This window comes from Streptomyces sp. NPDC005195 (genome assembly GCF_040608315.1).
Taxonomy (GTDB): domain Bacteria; phylum Actinomycetota; class Actinomycetes; order Streptomycetales; family Streptomycetaceae; genus Streptomyces; species Streptomyces kaempferi.
In genome coordinates, this window is record NZ_JBEXHZ010000003.1 from 62,206 (window position 1) to 79,834 (window position 17,629).

The 17,629-nt window shown below is 71.0% G+C and carries 13 protein-coding genes and 1 pseudogene; 8 read left to right on the top strand and 6 right to left on the bottom strand.

Annotated features, from left to right (window positions below; translation table 11 throughout):
• Nucleotides 1-119: 119 nt before the first annotated feature.
• Nucleotides 120-857, bottom strand: coding sequence for a rhomboid family intramembrane serine protease (locus ABZV34_RS04775; RefSeq protein WP_356271304.1), 738 nt, complete (start codon nt 855-857; stop codon nt 120-122).
• Between the two features lie 205 nt (nt 858-1,062).
• Nucleotides 1,063-2,358: an MFS transporter gene (locus ABZV34_RS04780; protein WP_356271305.1), complete on the bottom strand. Its 1,296-nt coding sequence runs from the start codon at nt 2,356-2,358 to the stop codon at nt 1,063-1,065.
• Nucleotides 2,359-2,641: 283 nt separating this feature from the next.
• On the opposite strand from ABZV34_RS04780, the gene ABZV34_RS04785 reads away from it, so the two are divergent.
• The 3 genes and pseudogenes from ABZV34_RS04785 to ABZV34_RS04795 form a co-directional block, all read left to right on the top strand.
• Nucleotides 2,642-3,607 (top strand): transcriptional regulator, encoded by a 966-nt coding sequence (locus ABZV34_RS04785; RefSeq protein ID WP_356271306.1) that lies wholly within the window; start codon nt 2,642-2,644, stop codon nt 3,605-3,607.
• Nucleotides 3,608-3,644: 37 nt separating this feature from the next.
• Nucleotides 3,645-4,142 (top strand): glutathione peroxidase, encoded by a 498-nt coding sequence (locus tag ABZV34_RS04790; protein WP_356271307.1) that lies wholly within the window; start codon nt 3,645-3,647, stop codon nt 4,140-4,142.
• 193 nt (nt 4,143-4,335) lie between these two features.
• A pseudogene (locus tag ABZV34_RS04795) lies at nt 4,336-4,824 on the top strand (helix-turn-helix domain-containing protein); the annotation flags it as partial.
• A 32-nt stretch (nt 4,825-4,856) separates the two neighbouring features.
• On the opposite strand, the gene ABZV34_RS04800 reads toward ABZV34_RS04795, so the two are convergent.
• Both ABZV34_RS04800 and ABZV34_RS04805 read right to left on the bottom strand, forming a co-directional pair.
• Entirely contained in the window at nt 4,857-6,734 is a 1,878-nt protein-coding gene (locus tag ABZV34_RS04800) for an MFS transporter (RefSeq protein ID WP_356271308.1), read from the bottom strand.
• A 236-nt stretch (nt 6,735-6,970) separates the two neighbouring features.
• Nucleotides 6,971-9,667 carry a serine hydrolase gene (locus tag ABZV34_RS04805; protein ID WP_356271309.1) on the bottom strand — a complete coding sequence of 899 codons (2,697 nt, stop codon included), beginning with the start codon at nt 9,665-9,667 and terminating at the stop codon, nt 6,971-6,973.
• A 231-nt stretch (nt 9,668-9,898) separates the two neighbouring features.
• Here ABZV34_RS04805 and ABZV34_RS04810 point away from each other — a divergent pair, with 231 nt between their 5' ends.
• The 3 genes from ABZV34_RS04810 to ABZV34_RS04820 all read left to right on the top strand — a co-directional run bounded on the left by ABZV34_RS04810 (nt 9,899) and on the right by ABZV34_RS04820 (nt 12,373).
• The gene (locus ABZV34_RS04810) at nt 9,899-10,654 is read left to right on the top strand and encodes a GPP34 family phosphoprotein (protein ID WP_356271311.1); all 756 of its coding nucleotides are present in this window, start codon (nt 9,899-9,901) and stop codon (nt 10,652-10,654) included.
• Nucleotides 10,655-11,056: 402 nt separating this feature from the next.
• Complete coding sequence (locus ABZV34_RS04815; RefSeq protein WP_148008906.1) at nt 11,057-11,914, top strand: helix-turn-helix transcriptional regulator; 858 nt, start codon at nt 11,057-11,059, stop codon at nt 11,912-11,914.
• A 249-nt stretch (nt 11,915-12,163) separates the two neighbouring features.
• A complete protein-coding gene (locus ABZV34_RS04820; RefSeq protein ID WP_356271313.1) occupies nt 12,164-12,373 on the top strand; it encodes a DUF397 domain-containing protein in 210 nt (69 codons plus the stop codon).
• Nucleotides 12,374-12,514: 141 nt separating this feature from the next.
• Here the strand turns inward: ABZV34_RS04820 and ABZV34_RS04825 are convergent, their stop codons facing one another.
• On the bottom strand, nt 12,515-13,354 hold the full coding sequence (locus ABZV34_RS04825) for a hypothetical protein (RefSeq protein ID WP_356271315.1): 840 nt from the start codon (nt 13,352-13,354) through the stop codon (nt 12,515-12,517).
• A gap of 226 nt (nt 13,355-13,580) precedes the next feature.
• Between ABZV34_RS04825 and ABZV34_RS04830 the strand changes: the two genes are divergently transcribed.
• Both ABZV34_RS04830 and ABZV34_RS04835 read left to right on the top strand, forming a co-directional pair.
• Complete coding sequence (locus ABZV34_RS04830) at nt 13,581-14,366, top strand: SDR family oxidoreductase (RefSeq protein ID WP_356271317.1); 786 nt, start codon at nt 13,581-13,583, stop codon at nt 14,364-14,366.
• A gap of 379 nt (nt 14,367-14,745) precedes the next feature.
• Nucleotides 14,746-16,314: a sodium:solute symporter family protein gene (locus ABZV34_RS04835; protein ID WP_356271319.1), complete on the top strand. Its 1,569-nt coding sequence runs from the start codon at nt 14,746-14,748 to the stop codon at nt 16,312-16,314.
• Nucleotides 16,315-16,422: 108 nt separating this feature from the next.
• Here ABZV34_RS04835 and ABZV34_RS04840 read toward each other — a convergent pair whose 3' ends face one another.
• A complete protein-coding gene (locus ABZV34_RS04840; protein ID WP_356271321.1) occupies nt 16,423-17,538 on the bottom strand; it encodes an ADP-ribosylglycohydrolase family protein in 1,116 nt (371 codons plus the stop codon).
• Between the last annotated feature and the right edge of the window lie 91 nt (nt 17,539-17,629).

Sequence of the window (17,629 nt, forward strand, 5' to 3'; positions counted from 1 at the left end):
GACGGCTTACCGGATCGCCGCCGGCCGGTTCGGTCGAACGGGAAGGCCGGACGGGAGGGTCGAGTGGGAAGGCCGGACGGCACGTCCGCGGGTCGATACGGCCGGGGCCTGTCGCGGCGCTAGAGGAGGCCGAGGTCGTCGAGTTCCTTGTGCAGGTCCGCCCGGGGGTTACCGGTGCCCGCCCGCGGGGCGCGGCGGGCGGCCGTCCCGGTGTCGCCGCCGGAGTGGGCGGTCGGGAGGGACCGCGGGCGCCGGTCCCGGAAGAGCCAGGCGCCGAGGAGACCGCCGATCAGGCCTCCGAGGTGGCCTAGCCAGCTCACCCCCGGTGTCCCGGGTACGGCGACGGTGAGCAGGTAGGCGAAGGAGGCCGCCATGACGATGCCGATCAGCGTGTCGATCAGGTGCCGGTCGAAGATCCCGCGGACCACGACATAGCCGAAGTACCCGAAGATCAGACCGCTGGCGCCCACCGTGTCGACGCCGCCCCGTTCGAAGAACCACACCATGAGTCCGCTGGTCACCGCCACGAGCAGGCTCAGCCCGAGGAAGCGGACGACACCTCGGTACGCCGCGAGGAACCCGAACACGAACAATGGCCCGGAGTTGCTCTCGATGTGTGCCCAACTCCAGTGCAGGAAGGGTGCGCTGATGACGTCCGGCAACGTCCCGAGGTCGCCGGGGACCACCCCGTAGTCCCGCGAAAGGGCGTAGTGGCCCGCCGAGTTGGCCAGCTGCACCAGCCAGACGATCACCAGGAACCCGAACATCACGAAGAACGCCTTGCGCGCCTCCGCGATCATCCGCTCGGGGTCGACCGGCCCCCTGCCCGCCCGCTCCTGATCCGGTCCGCCGCCCATGGCACGATCCCCTCCCCCGCGGATCGGTATCCGCGTCACCGAGAACTCTATGAAGTCCCGGCCGGACCGCCCAGAGGGAGGCGCACGGCACTCGCGGGCCGTGACCTGGAGTGCGGGGTACGAGGTACGGAGGAGGGAGTGTACGGAGGAGGGAGTAGGGAGTCCCGCAGGGTGCGGAGTACGGGGCTGATCCCCGTACTCGTTCCTACGGAAAGGGCTTCGCCTCGCCCGACGTCGGCTCCGGCGCGGTTCCGGTGACGCTCCCCCGGCCACCCGACCCCGACCCGGACCCGGACCCGGACTCGGACCCGGACCCGGACCTCGTCCCTGACCCCATCTCCTCCCCACGCCCCCTCCCCGGCAGCGTGAGCGCCGCCGTCGCGGCGATCGACGCCGTCGCCATCACGGTCATCGCCGCGCCGGGCGAGGTCAGTTGGGCGACCGAGCCCGCCAGGGCCGCACTCGCGCCCTGCAGGGTCAGCATCCCGGCGGAGTGCAGCCCGAGGGCGTGGCCGCCGAGTTCCTCGGGTGTGAGCGCCATCAGCCGTTCCTGCTGGATCAGGCTCGACCCGAAGCCGACGGAGGCGACGGCCGCGCAGGCCGCGGACACCGCGATGCCCGGGTGGAGGGCGAAGAGGAGGTACGGCGTGGCCAGGAGCAGGAGGAACGGGATTCCCAGCCGTGCCCGGACGCGCGGGGCGAGGAGACGGCCGGTGGTCACGTCGCCCACCAGCATGCCGAAGGCCGCGGAGGCGAAGAGTGCACCCGCGTGCTCGGGGGCGTACGGGACGAAGAGGGATTCGCAGCCGACGATCAGACCGTTGGGGATCCACAGGAGCAGATAGACGGTGCGGCGGGGGCCGTACGACCACAGGAGGGCGTTCGTACGCCAGGTCCGGGCGACCGACGGGCGGCCGGAGGCGCGGGGCGCGCGGCGCGTCAGGCCGAGGCGGGTGCCGGCCGCCGCCGCCAGGTACAGCGCCGCGGCCGTCAGGAGTCCGACGCGGGGGGACACGGCGGCCACCAGGACGCCGCCTGCCGCGTACCCCGTGACCTGGGTGATCCCGCTCATCATGTTGAACACGGAGCGGCCCAGCAGATAGCCGTCCCTGGGGAGGATCTCGTTCAGCAGGCCCCAGCGGACGCCGCCGCTCAAGGAGGCGACCAGGCCGAGCGCGAAGAGGATGCCGAAGATCGCGGTCACCGGGAGGCCCGGCAGCGCCACCGCCGCCGTACCGAGGGCGAAGGCGAGGGCGATGCCCGTCGTCGTCGCGCGCGGCGGCAGCCGGTCCGCCGCGGACAGGAGCGTGGTCGCGCCCAGCACCTGGGCGAGGGACGGGCCGAACATGCTCAGGGCGGAGAGCAGGGGTGAGTCCGTCGCCCGGTAGACCAGGGTGCCCAGGGCCAGGCCGCCCACCGTCGAGGCCGCTCCCTGGAGCGCGGACGTCAGGAAGAGCGGAGTGAACTCCGGGGTGCGGAAGAGGTCGGAGTAGCTGCGCATGGGCGCAGTCTCGGGCGGTGTACGAGGCGGTCGACAATGTTTCGCGGGGCGGCGAAAGCAACGGGGGTGCGGGGCGGCCCGACGGGGACCCTGGTGGGGACGGGCCGCTGAGACGTCCGGGACCAGCGGGAATGCCGGACCGGAGGGGGTGCGGGGGCGGCCACGTGGGCAGGAGCAGGCCCGGAGGGACAGGTCCGGGGCGGGAACACGCCCGGGACCAGGAAGGGCCCGGCGGCCGGAGCGGACGCCGGGACGGGGGTGACGGAAGGGACGGGGTGCGGACATGGGGTGGTGGCAGGTCAATGCCGACACCCTCGCCGGCAGCCGCTTCGTGCTCTCGCCGCTCGCCGAGACCTTCGCCAGTCTCAAGGTGCTGCAGTCGGGCACGGCCGCGCACCCCGGCGAACGTGCCTGGCTCGACGCCCATCTGCCCGCGTACCGCCGTCGGCTGGCCGAGGATCCGGTCACCGCGCTGCTCATCCGGTCCGGGCTCGGCCGGGAGTGGATCGCGGACTTCCTGACACCCACGCCGCGCGGCGAGGCCGGCTTCGAGGAGGAGGTCGCACGGGTCAGGGAGGTGCCGGCCGCGGACGCCCGCGCCCACCTCGCCGTCGCTCTGCGCGGGCCCCTCCCCGCCGCCCTGCACCGCGACGACCTGCCGGAGCGCGCCGCCCGTCTCCTCACCGACGTCTGGACGGAGACCGTACGCCCCTACTGGGCCCGGCGTCGGCGCGTCCTGGAGGCCGACGTCGTCGCCCGCAGCGCACAGCTCAGCCAGGGTGGCTGGGCGACCGCGCTGGACGCGCTGCGGCCCGGAATGCGCTGGCTCGGCGACAACCGGCTGCAGGTCAACCGTCACGAGTATCCGCCGCGCGAGATCTCGGGTGCCGAGCTGTACTTCGTGCCGGTCACACCCCAGTCCCACGGCTGGGTCTCATGGGAGGAGCCGCACCGGTACGCGGTGGTCTACCCGTGCGTCGGGGCGCTCGCCCACGCCGGGCCCGAGGCCGTGCCGGAGAGTCTGGGCGCGCTGCTCGGTCCCGCCCGCGCCGGTGTCCTCGTCCACCTCGGCTCTCCGCTGAGCACGACCCAGCTGGTGGCGCTGACCGGGCAGGGGCTGGGATCGGTCGGCCGGCATCTGAAGGTGCTGCTGGAGGCCCGGCTGATCCAGCGGCGGCGGGCCGGGCGGTCGGTGCTGTACTCCCGTACGGCCGCCGGCGAGGTGCTCGTGAAGGCTCAGGGCGGCTGACGCGGGTGACCGAACCGGGCGGAGTTAGCATCCGTTCATGACTACTGACAACTCTGTGTTCGACGTCCGGATCGATTCTCTGCAGGGCGGCTCCGCGGATCTCGGGCAGTACCGCGGCAAGACCGTGCTCATCGTGAACGTGGCCTCCAAGTGTGGACTGACCCCGCAGTACGCGGGTCTTGAGCAGCTGCACGAGCGGTACGCCGCCCAGGGCTTCACCGTGCTCGGTGTGCCCTGCAACCAGTTCATGGGACAGGAGCCCGGTACCTCCGAGGAGATCGCCGAGTTCTGCTCCGCGACGTACGGGGTGACCTTCCCGATGACGGAGAAGGTCGAGGTGAACGGGGACGCGCGGCACGAGCTGTACCAGCGGCTGGTGGACACCGCCGACGGTGAGGGTCACACCGGTGACATCCGCTGGAACTTCGAGAAGTTCCTGGTCGGGCCGGGTGGGGATGTCGTGGCGCGGTTCTCGCCGCAGGCCGAGCCGGACTCGGCGGAGGTCGTGGCGGCGGTGGAGAAGTCGCTCGCGTAGTTCGCGGTCGGGGGCAGGTCTCGCTCGGTTCGGGCTGGGGTTCCGGGCTCGATTCCGGTTCCGGTTCCGGGTTTGATTCCGGTTCCGGTTCCGGTTCCGGGTTCTGTTTCGAGTCCGGGGCCGGTTCCGCGGGGTTTGACCTTGCCCCTGGGGCAGGGACCAGTGTTCTTCGTCACCGGGCGGACCGCGCCCGGTGACGGAGGATGGGCCCGTGCATCAGGAACTGCTCACGATCGGCGCGTTCGCCGCCCGCGCGCGGCTCTCGCCGAAGGCACTTCGGCTGTACGACCGGCTCGGACTGCTCGTTCCGGCGCACGTCGACGAGGTCAGCGGCTACCGGTACTACCGCGCCGACCAGGTCGAACGCGCCCGCACGGTCGCGCTCCTGCGCCGGCTCGACATGCCGCTCGCGCGGATCGCGGACGTGGTGGAGGCCGACGCGACCACCGGCGCCGCTCGGCTCGCCGCCTACTGGGCGGACGCCGAGACGCCGTTCGCCTCGCAGCGGACGCTGGCCGAGTACCTCCGTGGTCGGCTGTCGGGAAGGAGTTCCGAGATGTACGGGAAGTTCGTGGTCGAGACCGTGGACGTGCCGGAGCGGGTGGTGCTGACGGAGACGCGGCACACGCTCGCGGATGAGCTGCCGGTGTGGATTCCCGCCTCGCTCGGCCGGCTGGAGGAGGGCGGCGGTCCGGGGGCGGCAGCCCCCGGGGGTCAGCGGAGTTCCTCGGGGCATGGGGTACCCCGGGGGAGCTGGTAGGGCGCCGCCAGGCGATACGTGCCGGGAGCCGGCGCCACGAGTTCGGTCCATTTGTCGCCGGCGGCGTTCTCCTGGGTCTCCATCAGGCAGCCGTTGAGGTTGTCGTACGTCTTCGGGGCGCCCTCGGTCCGGTGCTTGGACTTCTCCGTCTCCTGGGGCGGTTTCACGCTCTTGCCCTTGGCGTCGACCAGGCCCAGCCACGGCGAGTACGGAACGCGGATGAGGACGCGGCCGGCCTTCTTCACCTCGATGGTCAGCTCGCCCTGTTCGGCACGGTCGACGACGGCCGGCGGATCGGCGAGCGGCGTCGGATCGGTCACCGCGAAGAGCTGCCAGTTCGCGTCGCCCCAGATCTGCCGGAGATACGGCATGCCACGCTGGACCAGCTGACGTTCGCGCTCACCGCCGTTGCCGTCCGGCTCCCCCTTGGGCAGCACCACGTAGTGGACGGCCCAGCGCTGGAGCCATTCGTGATAGTTCGCGGAGTTGAGCGTGTCGTCGTAGAAGAGCGGGTTGCGCTCCATGTCGGCCTGCCGGTTCCAGCCGCGGGCGAGGTTCACGTACGGCGCGAGCGCGGACGCCTCGCGGTGGGAGCGGGCCGGGACGACCTCGACGCGGCCCTTCTCGGCACCGACGACCTGGAGCTGGTTCACGAGCGGGGCGAGCTCGCGCGCCCAGGACGCCGCCGGAGTCGTGTGCACGATGTCGTCGACGGACTTGAAACCGATCCACCCGGTGAATCCGGCGAAGGCGACGATGGTCACGTACCACTTGCGCGTCCTCGGCACGGTGAAGGGAAGGGCCGCCAGCAGCGCCACCCCGGCGAACAGCATCGCCAGCCGCGTGATGTTGGAGCCGATCTGCGAGCTGATCAGCCAGACGAGAAGGATACCGAGGCCGTACACCGCCGACGTGATCCGTACCGTCTTCCACTCCTTGGGCACGAGCGCGAAGACCAGCACGGAGTAGATCAGCGGCAGCGAGGCCGAGCCGACGGACATCGGCTGGGTCCCGGAGAAGGGGAACAGCCACGACGAGGCGGCCACGACGACGGTCGGCGCGATCCCGAGCGCGTACGCTCCGGGCCGCCGCTTCTGGAAGAAGAGGGCCGCCGCGACCAGGCCGACGAACAGCCCGGCCACCGGCGAGGCGCCGGTGGCGAGCGCGGCGAGCGGCGCCGCGCACAGGGCCTTCGCCCAGCGTTTGTGGCGCCAGCGGTAGGGCCAGCAGAAGACGACGGCGGCCGCGGCGAGCGCGAACACCATGCCCAGGCCGTACGTGACGCGGCCCGACGTCGCGTTGCACAGCAGCGCGAAGACTCCCGCGAGCGCGGGCCACAGAGGCTCGCGGACCGCACGGCTGCGGATCAGGATCATCGTCAGCAGCCCGGCGGAGAGCGTCCCCGCGATCATCATCGTGGTCCGGACACCGAGCACGGACATCAGGTACGGCGACACCACGCTGTACGACACCGGGTGCATACCGCCGTACCAGGCGAGGTTGTACGCGGAGTCCGGGTGCCGTCCGACGAACTCCGCCCAGGCGTCCTGCGCAGCGAGATCCCCGCCGCTGTTCGCGAACGAGAAGAACCACGCGAGGTGGAGCAGCCCGGCCAGCGCCGTGACGACCGCGACGGGGTGCCGGTGCACGAAGTCCTTCAGCCGGGCGGCGCCGGTCCCGGGCTCCTCGTCGGCGCCGTCAGGTCCGTGAGCGCCGTCAGGTCCGTCGGCGCCGTTCGGTCCGTCGGCGGAACGTGCGGGTAGCCGTATTCGCGAGCCCGCCCGGGGGCCCGGATCGGCGTCGTCGGCGTGTGTCGGCTCCGCTGTCGCCACTACAAGGCACTCCTGTGTCCCGTTTCCTCGCGCTCGGCCCGGGACCCGCGGCCCGCGACCTGCCCCGATCTCGCGACGCTAGCACGCACCCCGCCGGGGAGCGCCCGGATGGGGCGCCCCCGACGGGGTGCGGCGCGTTCGCGCGGTGCTCACCGCGCGTTCGCGTGGTGTTCCGGGACGCTCGCGGCGTGCGCCGCCACAAGCGCGTCCGCTCGATCGTTCACCTGTACGTCCGCTCAGCTCACCCGGGTCAGTCTGGACCCGAAGCCCGGCTCGGCGAGGTCCTTCTGGAGCGCGACGGGGATCTTGACGGCCCGGCTGGAACCGTCGCCGACCGTCAGGACACCGACGGTGTCGCCCGCCTTGCCCGTGTGCGGGACCGCCTGGCCGCCCTCACCGATCGACAGCTTCGTCTTCAGACCGGGCCAGCCGACCGCCGTCATGTTCTTGGTGGCGACGACCGGGGTCCGGCCGCCGAGCTGGTTGTCCACGTACCCGACGACGTCGCCCTTCTTCACCACCGTGGCGGAGGTCAGGCCCTTCTGTACCTTGTCGATCAGCTTCTGGCTGTTGGTGAGGGCGAGCTGGAGGCTGTCCCAGACCTTGCCGGTCCCGGCGTTCTGGCCGAGGACCGCGCCGTAGATCGTCTGCTGCTTGCCGTTCACCGTCTTGGTGGCGGCCCACACGAGGTTGCCACCGGCGGGGGTCGACGAGCCGGTCTTCAGGCCGATCACACCGACCTGCTTCACCAGCAGGTCGTTGTTGTTGTAGATCTTGCTGTCGAGGCCGGGGATCTGGGCGCTGGCCATCCCGACGATGCCGCGGAACACGTCGTCCCGCATGACCTGCTCGGCCAGCTTGAGCTGGTCGGTCGCGGTGCTCACCGTCGTCTTCTGCAGACCGCTCGGGTCCGTGTACGTCGAGTTCGTCATGCCGAGCTTCTTGGCGGCGGCGTTCATCTTGGCGACGAAGGACTTGCTGTCGGAGTCCCAACGGGCGAGCAGCCGCGCCGCGTTGTTGCCGGACGGGATCATCAGCATCTGGAGCATCTCGCGCTCCGTGAACTGCTGCCCCTTCGACATGGCGGCCGTCGACTCGTCCGGCAGTTTCGACTCGTCCTCGGCCTGCTGGTCGACGGTGATCTTCTCGCCTCCCTCGCTCCCCTTCAGAGGGTGCTCCTGGAGGATCACGTACGCCGTCATGATCTTGGCGACGCTCGCGATGGGGGCGGGCGCCTGCTTGCCGTCCGTGCCGAGGCTGCCGACACCCTCGACCTCTATGGCCGACTGTCCGTGGCCCGGCCAGGGCAGGTCGAGGGTGCCGCCCTCGAAGGTGTACGTGGCGTCGGCGGTGAGCCCGAGAGCCGCGCTCGGCAGCGGACGTACGGCCTGTGCGATCGCGAAGATCACCACGAGCAGCAGGACCAGCGGGGTCCAGATCTTGACGCGGCGCACCAGTGTGCGCACCGGCGTCTGCGGAGGCGGCGGCGTGTTCGTCAGCTCGGCGAGCAGGTCCAGCGGCGGCTTCGGCGGAAGCGGCTGCTGAGTGGTGCGCTCGGGGCCGACCTGGGGCAGCGCGGCGGTGGCGTCGGCCGGGGTCGCCCTCGGCTTCGCCGGTGCCTGTTCGTCCAGGGACCTGAGGGCGACGAATTTGCTGGTGCGTTCGGCCGCGGCCTCGGGCTTCGACTCCGCCGCGGCCTTCGGCTTCGGCTTCGGCTCGTCCTCGGGCTTCGGCTCGGGCTTCGGTCCCGGCTTCGGTCCCGGCTTCGATCCGGGCCTGTCCGTCGTCGTTCCGGTGGATCTGGCGGCGGCCTCGGAGGCGGGCTTGTCCGTGGACGGCTTCGCGTCCGGCTTCGCGTCCGGCTTCGCGTCGCCCAGCTTGAGCATGGTGGTGGGCTGGTCCACGGCCGGGCGCCGCGGCGCCTTGAAGACGGCGGTGGGCTGGTCGACGAAGGGCTTCGAGGTCGCGGGGGTCGCCGATCCCCCAGCGTCGGGCTTCGAGCCGGACTTCGAGCCGGGCTTTACGTCCTCGACCGGGTCGTCACCGGACCGGGATTCCTCACCGGACCCGGACCCGGACCCGGAGTCGGACTCGGACTCGGACTCGGACCCGGACTCGGACTCGGACTCGGCAGCCTTCGTCCCGGCCGCGACCTTCACCCCGCTGGCGGCCACGGGCTCGGCGTCCTTCTCCGACTCGGCGTCGGCGTCGGCGTCGGCGTCCACATTCGTGTCCGTGTCCGCCCCGGCGTCGTCCGCCACCGCGTGACCAGCCTCGGCCTCGGCCTCAGCCTCGGCCACCCCGTCGTCACCGGCCTCCGCGCCAGCGTCGGCGTCGGCGTCGGCGTCGGCATCGTTGTCGTCCGTGGATTCCTCAGCCGACGCTCCGTCAGCCGGGCCCTGGGCATCCCCGGCGTCCCCGTCGGCCGTCTCCGAGTCCTCCGCGGCCGTCTCCGAGTCCTCCGCGGCCGTCTCCGCGCCCTTCGCGGCCGAGGCGGGCTCCTCCGCCTCCTCGGCGCTCACGGTCCCGCTCCCGGCCTCCTGCGGAACCTCGGACTCCTCCTCGTCCCCGCCCGACACCCACGCGGCCACCGCCGCCCGCAGCCGGGCGTCCCCGCCGGCACCCTTCCCTCCGGACCCGCCGGAGGTCTTCTCTCCGGACTCGGCGGAGGCCTTCTCCCCGGCGCCCGCGGAAGCCTTCTCCCCGGATCCGGCGGAACCTTCCGCCAGGGCCCGCGTCGAGAACACCGCCGTGGCCTGGTCCACCCGCACCGTGGCGGCCCGCTCGCGGGCCACCGCCAGACGGGGGTCCGCCGTCGCGGCCGCGGCGGACCGTACCGGCCCCGGAACCGCGGCGGGGGTCCCCGACGCCGCTTCTGCCGACGACGCCGACGACTCGTGCTGCTTCGACCTGTCGGGGGACTCGCCCGCCACCGATGCCTCCTCCGTGCGCCACCCACCGGGCGCCCAACGAACCATGAAACCCTTGACCCGCTGCCCGGACATCGCTGTCCGAACCATGTACCAGTGTCCTGTGTGCGGGCTTAACCCCTGCGGTAGACGAGAACGACATACCTGCCGGTTCCACTACGAACCGGTCACGCACTCTCGACAGACCATTGTGAGAGGGGTCACCCTGTCATTCATCCACGCGGGGAGGCATGGATGGGCAGGAGCCGCAGAACACTTCCGGAGGAGCTTCTGCTGCTGGCGTTGGACCCGACCACGGGTACCACCGCACAGCCGCAGTCGCTCGACCTCGGTCTGGCCGGAGCACAGCTAGTAGAGCTGGCGCTGGCCGGACGGATAGCCCCAGACGGGGATCGTATCGCCGTGGTGGCACCACGGCCGACTGGAGATCCAACACTGGACTGTGCGTTGGAACTGCTTCGCCGGCGCGGAGCACCCGTACGCGCGGTCAACTGGATTGGCGGGCCCCGACTGGGACTTCGCCAGACCTACCTCTCACATCTGGAGAGGTGCGGCATGGTCCATGCCGTGGCCGGCCAGATGTGCGGGGTGCTTCCGACGACTCGCTACCAAGCGACGGACACGGAGATCAGCCGGGAGATCAAATCCCGGCTGGACAGCGCGATCCGCACCGGCGTACCGCCGGACCCGCGGACCGCGGCGCTCGCCGCGCTGGCCCATGCGGTCGGTCTCGGCAAGCACCTGTATCCGGGTAATGAGGGACGCTCGTCCCGCTCCCGGCTGCGGGACCTGATCAGACACGACCCCATGGGCGGCCTCGTTGCCCACGCGGTCATGGACGTTCAGAACGGTGCGGCCGTCCAGCCGCGCCGCAGCCCGGCACCGGCAGGCCGTCCGGCCACCGCCGGAGTCAGGTCCGCACCGGAACCCGCCCGCGGTGTTCCGATGCAACCGCGCCACGGTTCCATGGCGCGCGCCGTGGTCCACTGAGCCGCAGTCCCACGGCACGCACCAGAAGGCACCGTCGTCACGCACCACCCGCAGTACCCAGCACCGCCGGCATCATCCCAGCATCACCCAGCGCCGCACCGCAGTCCCCAGGATCCGGTTCGGGAGCCGCTGGCTCGCGCGGGGCGGTGGGCCGTACGTCCGGACGACGACACGGCTCCGCCGCCCCGCGCGGCCGCATTCACGGGTGAAGGGCATATGCGTGCGGTATGCGCCGACGGGACGCACGGGTGTGTGAGAGGCGTTCCTGTACGCGCCACATCCCCGAACTGGCCCGTACCCAGCGCATATCCGCTGTTTCCCAGCGGTAGAAAGCACCTTGGTGGCAATCTGCTCAACAGCAGATACGCAAAGTAGAGGCCCGCAGCCGGAGGTGCACGTCCCGTGGCGTCAAGTGTCAATCCCACCGTTCGGCGACGCCGGCTGGGCCAGGAGCTGCGCCGGCTCCGCGAGCTCAAGGGCATGACGGCCGAAGAGGTCGCCGAGCGTCTGCTGGTCTCGCAGTCGAAGATCAGCCGGCTGGAGAACGGGCGGCGCAGCATCAGCCAGCGTGACGTCCGCGACCTGTGCGGGGTCTACGAGGTCGAGGACCACCGGATCGTCGACTCGCTGATGCAGATGGCCAAGGACTCGCGCCAGCAGGGCTGGTGGCACTCCTTCGGCGACATCCCGTACAGCGTCTACATCGGTCTGGAGACCGACGCGGCGAGCCTGCGCGTGTACGACCCCCAGGTCGTCCCGGGCCTGCTCCAGACCCGGCCGTACGCCGAGGCACTGATCGCGGGCGCGCTGCCCGAGACCGCGCCCGCCGACATCGACAAGCGTGTCCAGGTACGTCTGCGCCGGCAGGAACGGATCTCCGCCCCGGACAACCCGCTGCGCCTGTGGACCGTCCTCGACGAGTCCGCGCTGCGCCGGGTGGTGGGGAACCGCTCCCTCATGCGCGACCAGCTGGAGCACCTGGTGGAGCAGTCCCAGTTCCCGCACGTCACGGTGCAGGTGATCCCGTTCGACATGGGCGCGCATCCGGGCCTCAACGGCCAGTACGCGATCCTGGAGTTCCCCGACGCGGCCGACTCCAGCGTCGTCTACATCGAGGGTGTCACCAGCGACCTCTACCTGGAGAAGGCGAACGACGTCCAGAAGTACAGCGTGATGTACGAGCACCTGCGGGCGCAGGCGCTGAACGTGGAGCAGTCGCGACAGCTCATCGCGGACATCGCCAAGGAGTACGCGCGCTGAGGCGTGTTCCTGTGCCGCGGACACACCCCTGACGGGGAAGCGGGGCACCATACACTCCCACCTCGCCAGGACGGAAGACCCCACTGGCACACGCCACCCGGTCGAGTGAATAGTCGCTTCGCTCGCCGATGTTGGCGAGTAGCGTCGATCACGCCATCAAGCAACAACGTTGGCGTAAACCGCACCGCGAGTTCCGTAGCGATCCGCGGTGCGGTGACAGCAACTCGACGACTGGCTATCGGAGCGATCATGGCAATCCAGCAAGGCGCCACGGACACGTGGACCAAATCCTCGTACTCGACCGGCAACGGCGCATGTGTCGAGGTCAAGTCCCCGGTTCTCGCGGCGATGGCCGTTCGGGACTCCAAGGTCCCCGAGGGCCCCACGCTGGCGTTCCCCGCGAACTCGTGGAGCGCCTTCGTGGCAGAGGTGAGCCGGGGGGCTTTCGACCTCGCCTGATGCATCGACATCTTCGCCGACACCCACAACTGCACCGACCAACCGCATACGCACCACAGACAGAGCCCTCTCGACTGGCCCGCCGTCCCGGCCGAGGGGGCTCGGCCCTTTTCCGGGGGCTGCCCCGCGGGTGAGCCCCGTTCAGCGCAGGAGGTCCACGTACCGGTCCGTCCCCGGCACCGTGGGAATGAAGGGCGCCACCAACTCGACCTTCCCCAGGCCCCCTTCGGCCACCGCCGCCTCACGGCCGGCGAAATGCCCCTCCCAGCACTCCCGTGGATCCGCCTCCAGGAACCACAGCAGGGTCAGCCGCGTGTCGACGCCCTCGACCTGTTTCACATACGTCATGCGGTCGCCGGGGAGCGGGGTGGGGCGGAAGACCGTGACCATGGCGGCCGGGGAGTGGGCGAGCCGCCGGGGGAGGTGGCGGGAGCGCAGCCACTCCAGCAACTCGGCCCGCTGCCGGGGCCCTTCGGCGTCGATCACCTCCAGGACCAACCCGGCGTAGGGGTGGTCGAGGGCGTGGAAGTCGCGGGGGCCCGCGGCGCCGTCCCGGTACACGGTCGCCTCGTGGTCCTGGAAGGCGGTGAAGACGTGCGTCCGGTCCTGGTACACCCGGCCGTCGCGGTTCAGCCGCCTGTTGATCCCGACGGTCCACTTCATGTGGTCGTCGTAGCGGCCCTCGGTGACCCAGTACGTCGACAGGTAGCACCCTGCGGTGACGGGCTGGGCGATCGCCGACTTCTCCGGCAGGCGCAGGAGTTGGAGGTCGCGGGTGGCGACCCAGCGGCGGCCCGCGTACATCCAGGGCATGGCCATCGCCCCGGCGTAGTAGTGGTCGTCCTCGTACCAGCGGTTGTACGCGTACTCGTGACCCGGGTGCGGCTCGACCATGGTGATCAGCGCGTGGCCCGGACGCACTCCGTACGGGCCGAGGGCGGCCAGTTCCGCGTACGCCTCGCTGCGGGTGTCCTCACTCACGTCGTTCCCCTTCCTTCCTCCGCCGGTCGCCCATACTCTGACGCTCCGTCAGACAAAGCGCCAGAGCCGCGGCGGCCCACGGTGAGTGAGCCGAAGGGGCGCGCCCGTGTCGAGAGCGCGAGCGCGCGGCGGCCCCGACGAAGGAGGGGTCGAGCACGTTCGCGCTCTCGACACAGGCTTCTGCGCCCCGGAGACGAACCGAGCCACAAAAAGAGAGGAGACGGCGATGTCACAGCTCGCGGGCAAGACCGTGGTCGTTTCGGGGGTCGGCGCCGGGCTCGGCCATCAGGTCGCGGCGGCTGTCGTGCGCGACGGGGGGAACGCCGTGCTGGGAGCACGCACGGAGGCCCATCTGGCCAAGTCCGCGGGCGACCTCGACCCGGACGGCGCGCACACCGCGTACCGGGCGACGGACATCACGGACGAGGCGCAGTGCGAGGCGCTGGCCGCGCTGGCCGCGGAGCGGTTCGGGCGGATCGACGCGGTCGTCCATGTCGCCGCCTGGGACAGCTACTTCGGCGGCCTGCAGGACGCGGATTTCACCACCTGGCAGTCGGTCATCGACGTGAACCTGCTGGGCACCCTGCGGATGACCCGCGCCTGCCTGCCCGCGCTGAAGGTGTGCGGCGGCTCGGTCGTCATCATCGGGACGCAGTCGTCGGTGGCCGCCCCGTCACAGGTGCGGCAGGCGGCGTACGCGGCCTCGAAGGGCGCGCTGACGAGCGCGATGTACTCCATGGCGCGGGAACTCGGCCCGCACCGGATCCGGGTCAACACCGTGCTGCCGGGCTGGATGTGGGGGCCGCCGGTGGAGGCGTACGTCCAGTTCACCGCGTACACCGAGGGTGTACCGGAGGCGGACGTCCTGGCGCGGCTCACCGAACGGATGGCCCTGCCGGAGCTGGCCACGGACGGGGACGTCGCGGACGCCGCGGTGTTCCTGGCCTCCGACCGGGCGCGGGCGATCACCGGGCAGTCCCTGCTCGTGAACGCCGGCGAGATCATGAGGTAGCCGTACCAGTCCCGCCGTCCCTTCCCAGCCGTACGGGACCCGCATCCCGTACGCCCGTCGTCACCTAGGTCGTCCTGTCGATGTGCTGGCGAAGTGCCCGCTCATGGTGTGGTCCCCGTCACGGACACGACAACAGCCCAGAGAGTAAAGTAGAGGCAAAATCGTTCTGCTTTCTGATCTGCGTTCATATGTATGACCGCGAAGGGTCTTGACCGCTCCCTCCGGAGGGCGGTTCAATCCCCCAAGTCCCCGCTCCCGCACGGGGGCGCCGCCCTCCCCCAGGCTCTCGGCTCCGCTCGAGCAGGGGGGACCTCATGCGTACTGGCGAAGTGCCGTCCGGTATCTGCAGGTTCACAAGGCGGACCCCTGGAGGGGGCACATGAACGGTCTCGACTGGGCCGTCCTGGTCGCGTACTTCGGCGTCATGACCGCGATCGGCTTCTGGTCCCACAAACGCGTCGCCGACGTCAGCGACTTCTTCACCGCGGGCGGCAAGATGCCGTGGTGGCTGTCCGGCATCTCGCACCACATGTCGGGCTACAGCGCGGTGATGTTCACCGGGTACGCCGGCATCGCGTACACGTACGGCATCACGTCCTACGTCACCTGGGCCCTGCCCATCGCCATCGGCGTGCTGCTCGGCGCCAAACTCTTCGCGCCCCGGCTGAACCGCCTGCGGTCCCGGCTGCACGTGGCCTCACCGCTCGAATACCTCAAGGACCGCTACAACGTCTCGACCCAGCAGGCACTCGCCTGGTCCGGCATCCTGCTGAAGATCGTGGACGTCGGCGCGAAGTGGGCGGCCATCGCCACCCTGCTGAGCGTCTTCACCGGGGTCACGCTCACCCAGGGCATCCTGATCACCGGCGGCATCACGGCCGTGTACTGCACGATCGGCGGACTGTGGGCCGACGCGCTCACCGAACTCGGCCAGTTCGTCATCCAGTTGCTGGCCGGCATCTCGATGCTGGTCATCGCGCTGAACAAGATCTCCGACCAGGGGGGTCTGTCCAAGGCGCTGGACTCGCCCAAGCTGCACGGCCACGCGAACGGCTTCGCGGGTCCCTACCTGACCGTCTTCTTCATCGCGTACCTCTTCATCAAGCTCTTCGAGTACAACGGCGGCATGTGGAACCAGGCCCAGCGCTACATGGCGACGGGCAGCGCGAAGCAGGCCACGAAGTCGGCCTTCCTCTCCGCGGGACTCTGGTTCGTCTGGCCGTTGATCCTCTTCATCCCCATGTGGCTGTCGCCGCTGCTCGTCACGGCGAAGAAGCCGGACGGCTCCGACGCGTACGGCCTGATGACCGAACAGCTGCTCCCGCACGGGCTGTTGGGCCTGGTGGTCGTCGGCTTCTTCTCGCACACGATGGCCATGTGCTCCTCGGACGCCAACGCCATCGCCGCCGTGTTCACCCGGGACGTCGCGCCGGTCCTCTCGAAGACCGCGCGGGCCTGGGACAACCGGGCCGGGCTGATCGCCGGACGCGTCACGACCGTCGCGTTCCTCGGCCTGTCGATGGCGGTGGCCACACAGGTCAACTCGGCCACCTTCAAGGACATCATCACGGTGGTCATCAAGTGGGTGGCCGGTCTGATGGGTCCGATCGCGATCCCGTTCATCCTGGGACTGCTGCGGCCGTTCCGGAAGTCCGGGCCGACAGCGGCCCTCACCAGCTGGGCCTGCGGTCTGCTCGCGTTCTTCTTCGTCAACTACCACCTGGACTTCTCGCAGCGCACGGACGTGAAGCTGGAGTACCAGGTCGCCCTCCCGATGATCGTCTCCCTCGTCCTCTACATCGTCATCGGCCTGATCAAGCCCGAGGACACCCCGGAGCGGGACGCGATCATCGAGAAGATCAACACGGACGACGACGGCGACGGGGCGGCCGCGGCGGCGATCCCGGTCCAGGCGGACGGAGCGTCGGCCAGCCCGACGGGCGTCTGAGGACACGCCCTTCCGGCACCCGCGCGCACTACTCGACGACCGACCCCGGGGACGGCGTTCCCGTACGGCCCCGGGGACGGCGTTCCCGTACGGCCCCGGGGACGGCCCTCAGGCCCGCGGATAGCGGGCGAGCCACCCGGGGGACGACGCTCCCGGGCCGTGCAGCGCGGGCCCCTGCGTCATCTCCATCGCGAAGTCGTCCGCGAGGACCAGCATCGTGGGACGGCCCTCCAGCTCGGCCAGCCAGGCCGGCGGGAGGGCCGTCTCGCCGTGCAGCGCGCCCAGCAGACCCCCGGTCAGGGCCCCCGCCACCGCGGAGCGCCCGCCGTGGTTCACCGCCAGACACAGCCCGTGCCGGATGTCCTCCCCCACCAGCGCGCAGTACACGGCGACCGCGAGCAGCCGCTCCGCCGTGCCCTCCCCCGCCAGCTCCTCCACCCGGGCCGGCGACGGCATCCCCTGCCGTACGGCCCCCAGCGCGTGCTGCAGGGCGTCGCTGACGGGCTCCTGCCCCGGCCGCGCGGCCAGGATGGCGAGCGCCCGCTGCACGGCGCTGTCCAGGCTCTCGCCGCGTGCCAGCGCGTGCACGATGACCGCGTACGCGCCGGCCGCGAGATACGCCGTCGGGTGCCCGTGCGTCTGCGCGGCGCACTCGACGGCGAGCTGCACCACCAACTGCGGCTCCCAGCCGACGAGCAGCCCGAAGGGCGCGGAGCGCGCGGCGGCCTCGGGGCCGAGCTCGCCGGGGTTCTTGGGCGCGTCCGGCGTGCCCATGGTCTCGTCGCCGAAGCCGGTCAGACAGGACCTGGCGGGGTCGCGCCGGGCGTACAGCCACTCCTCGCGGGCGAGCCAGCCGTCGTCCTTGCGGCGCTCGTCCGGACCCCAGTCGCTCTGGGTCGCCGCCCAGCGGCGGTACGCGCGGTGCAGGTCGGTCGGCGGATGCCAGGCGCCGGTGTCGCGGCGCACCTGCGCGCGGACGAGGCCGTCGAGGGTGAAGAGCGTGAGCTGGGTGAGGTGGGTGACGGTGCCGCGGCGGTCGTGGCCGGCGGCGAGGTCGATCAGCCCCTCCGCGCCGTACTCCTGACGGATCTCCTCCAGGGTGAGCCCGTCGAGCGGTGTGCCCAGGGCGTCGCCGACCGCCGTGCCCAGCAGGGTTCCACGGACCCGGCTGCGGAAGTCCTGCTGTTCGGCACGGCCCCAGACGGCACCGGCTGTCGCACCCACCGAGACCTCCCCAGGCACCGTCCGCACGTCCGACAGCTCAGCACTGTAATCGACGGTGAACGGTCCGTTCATGGCGCGGAACGGTATGTGA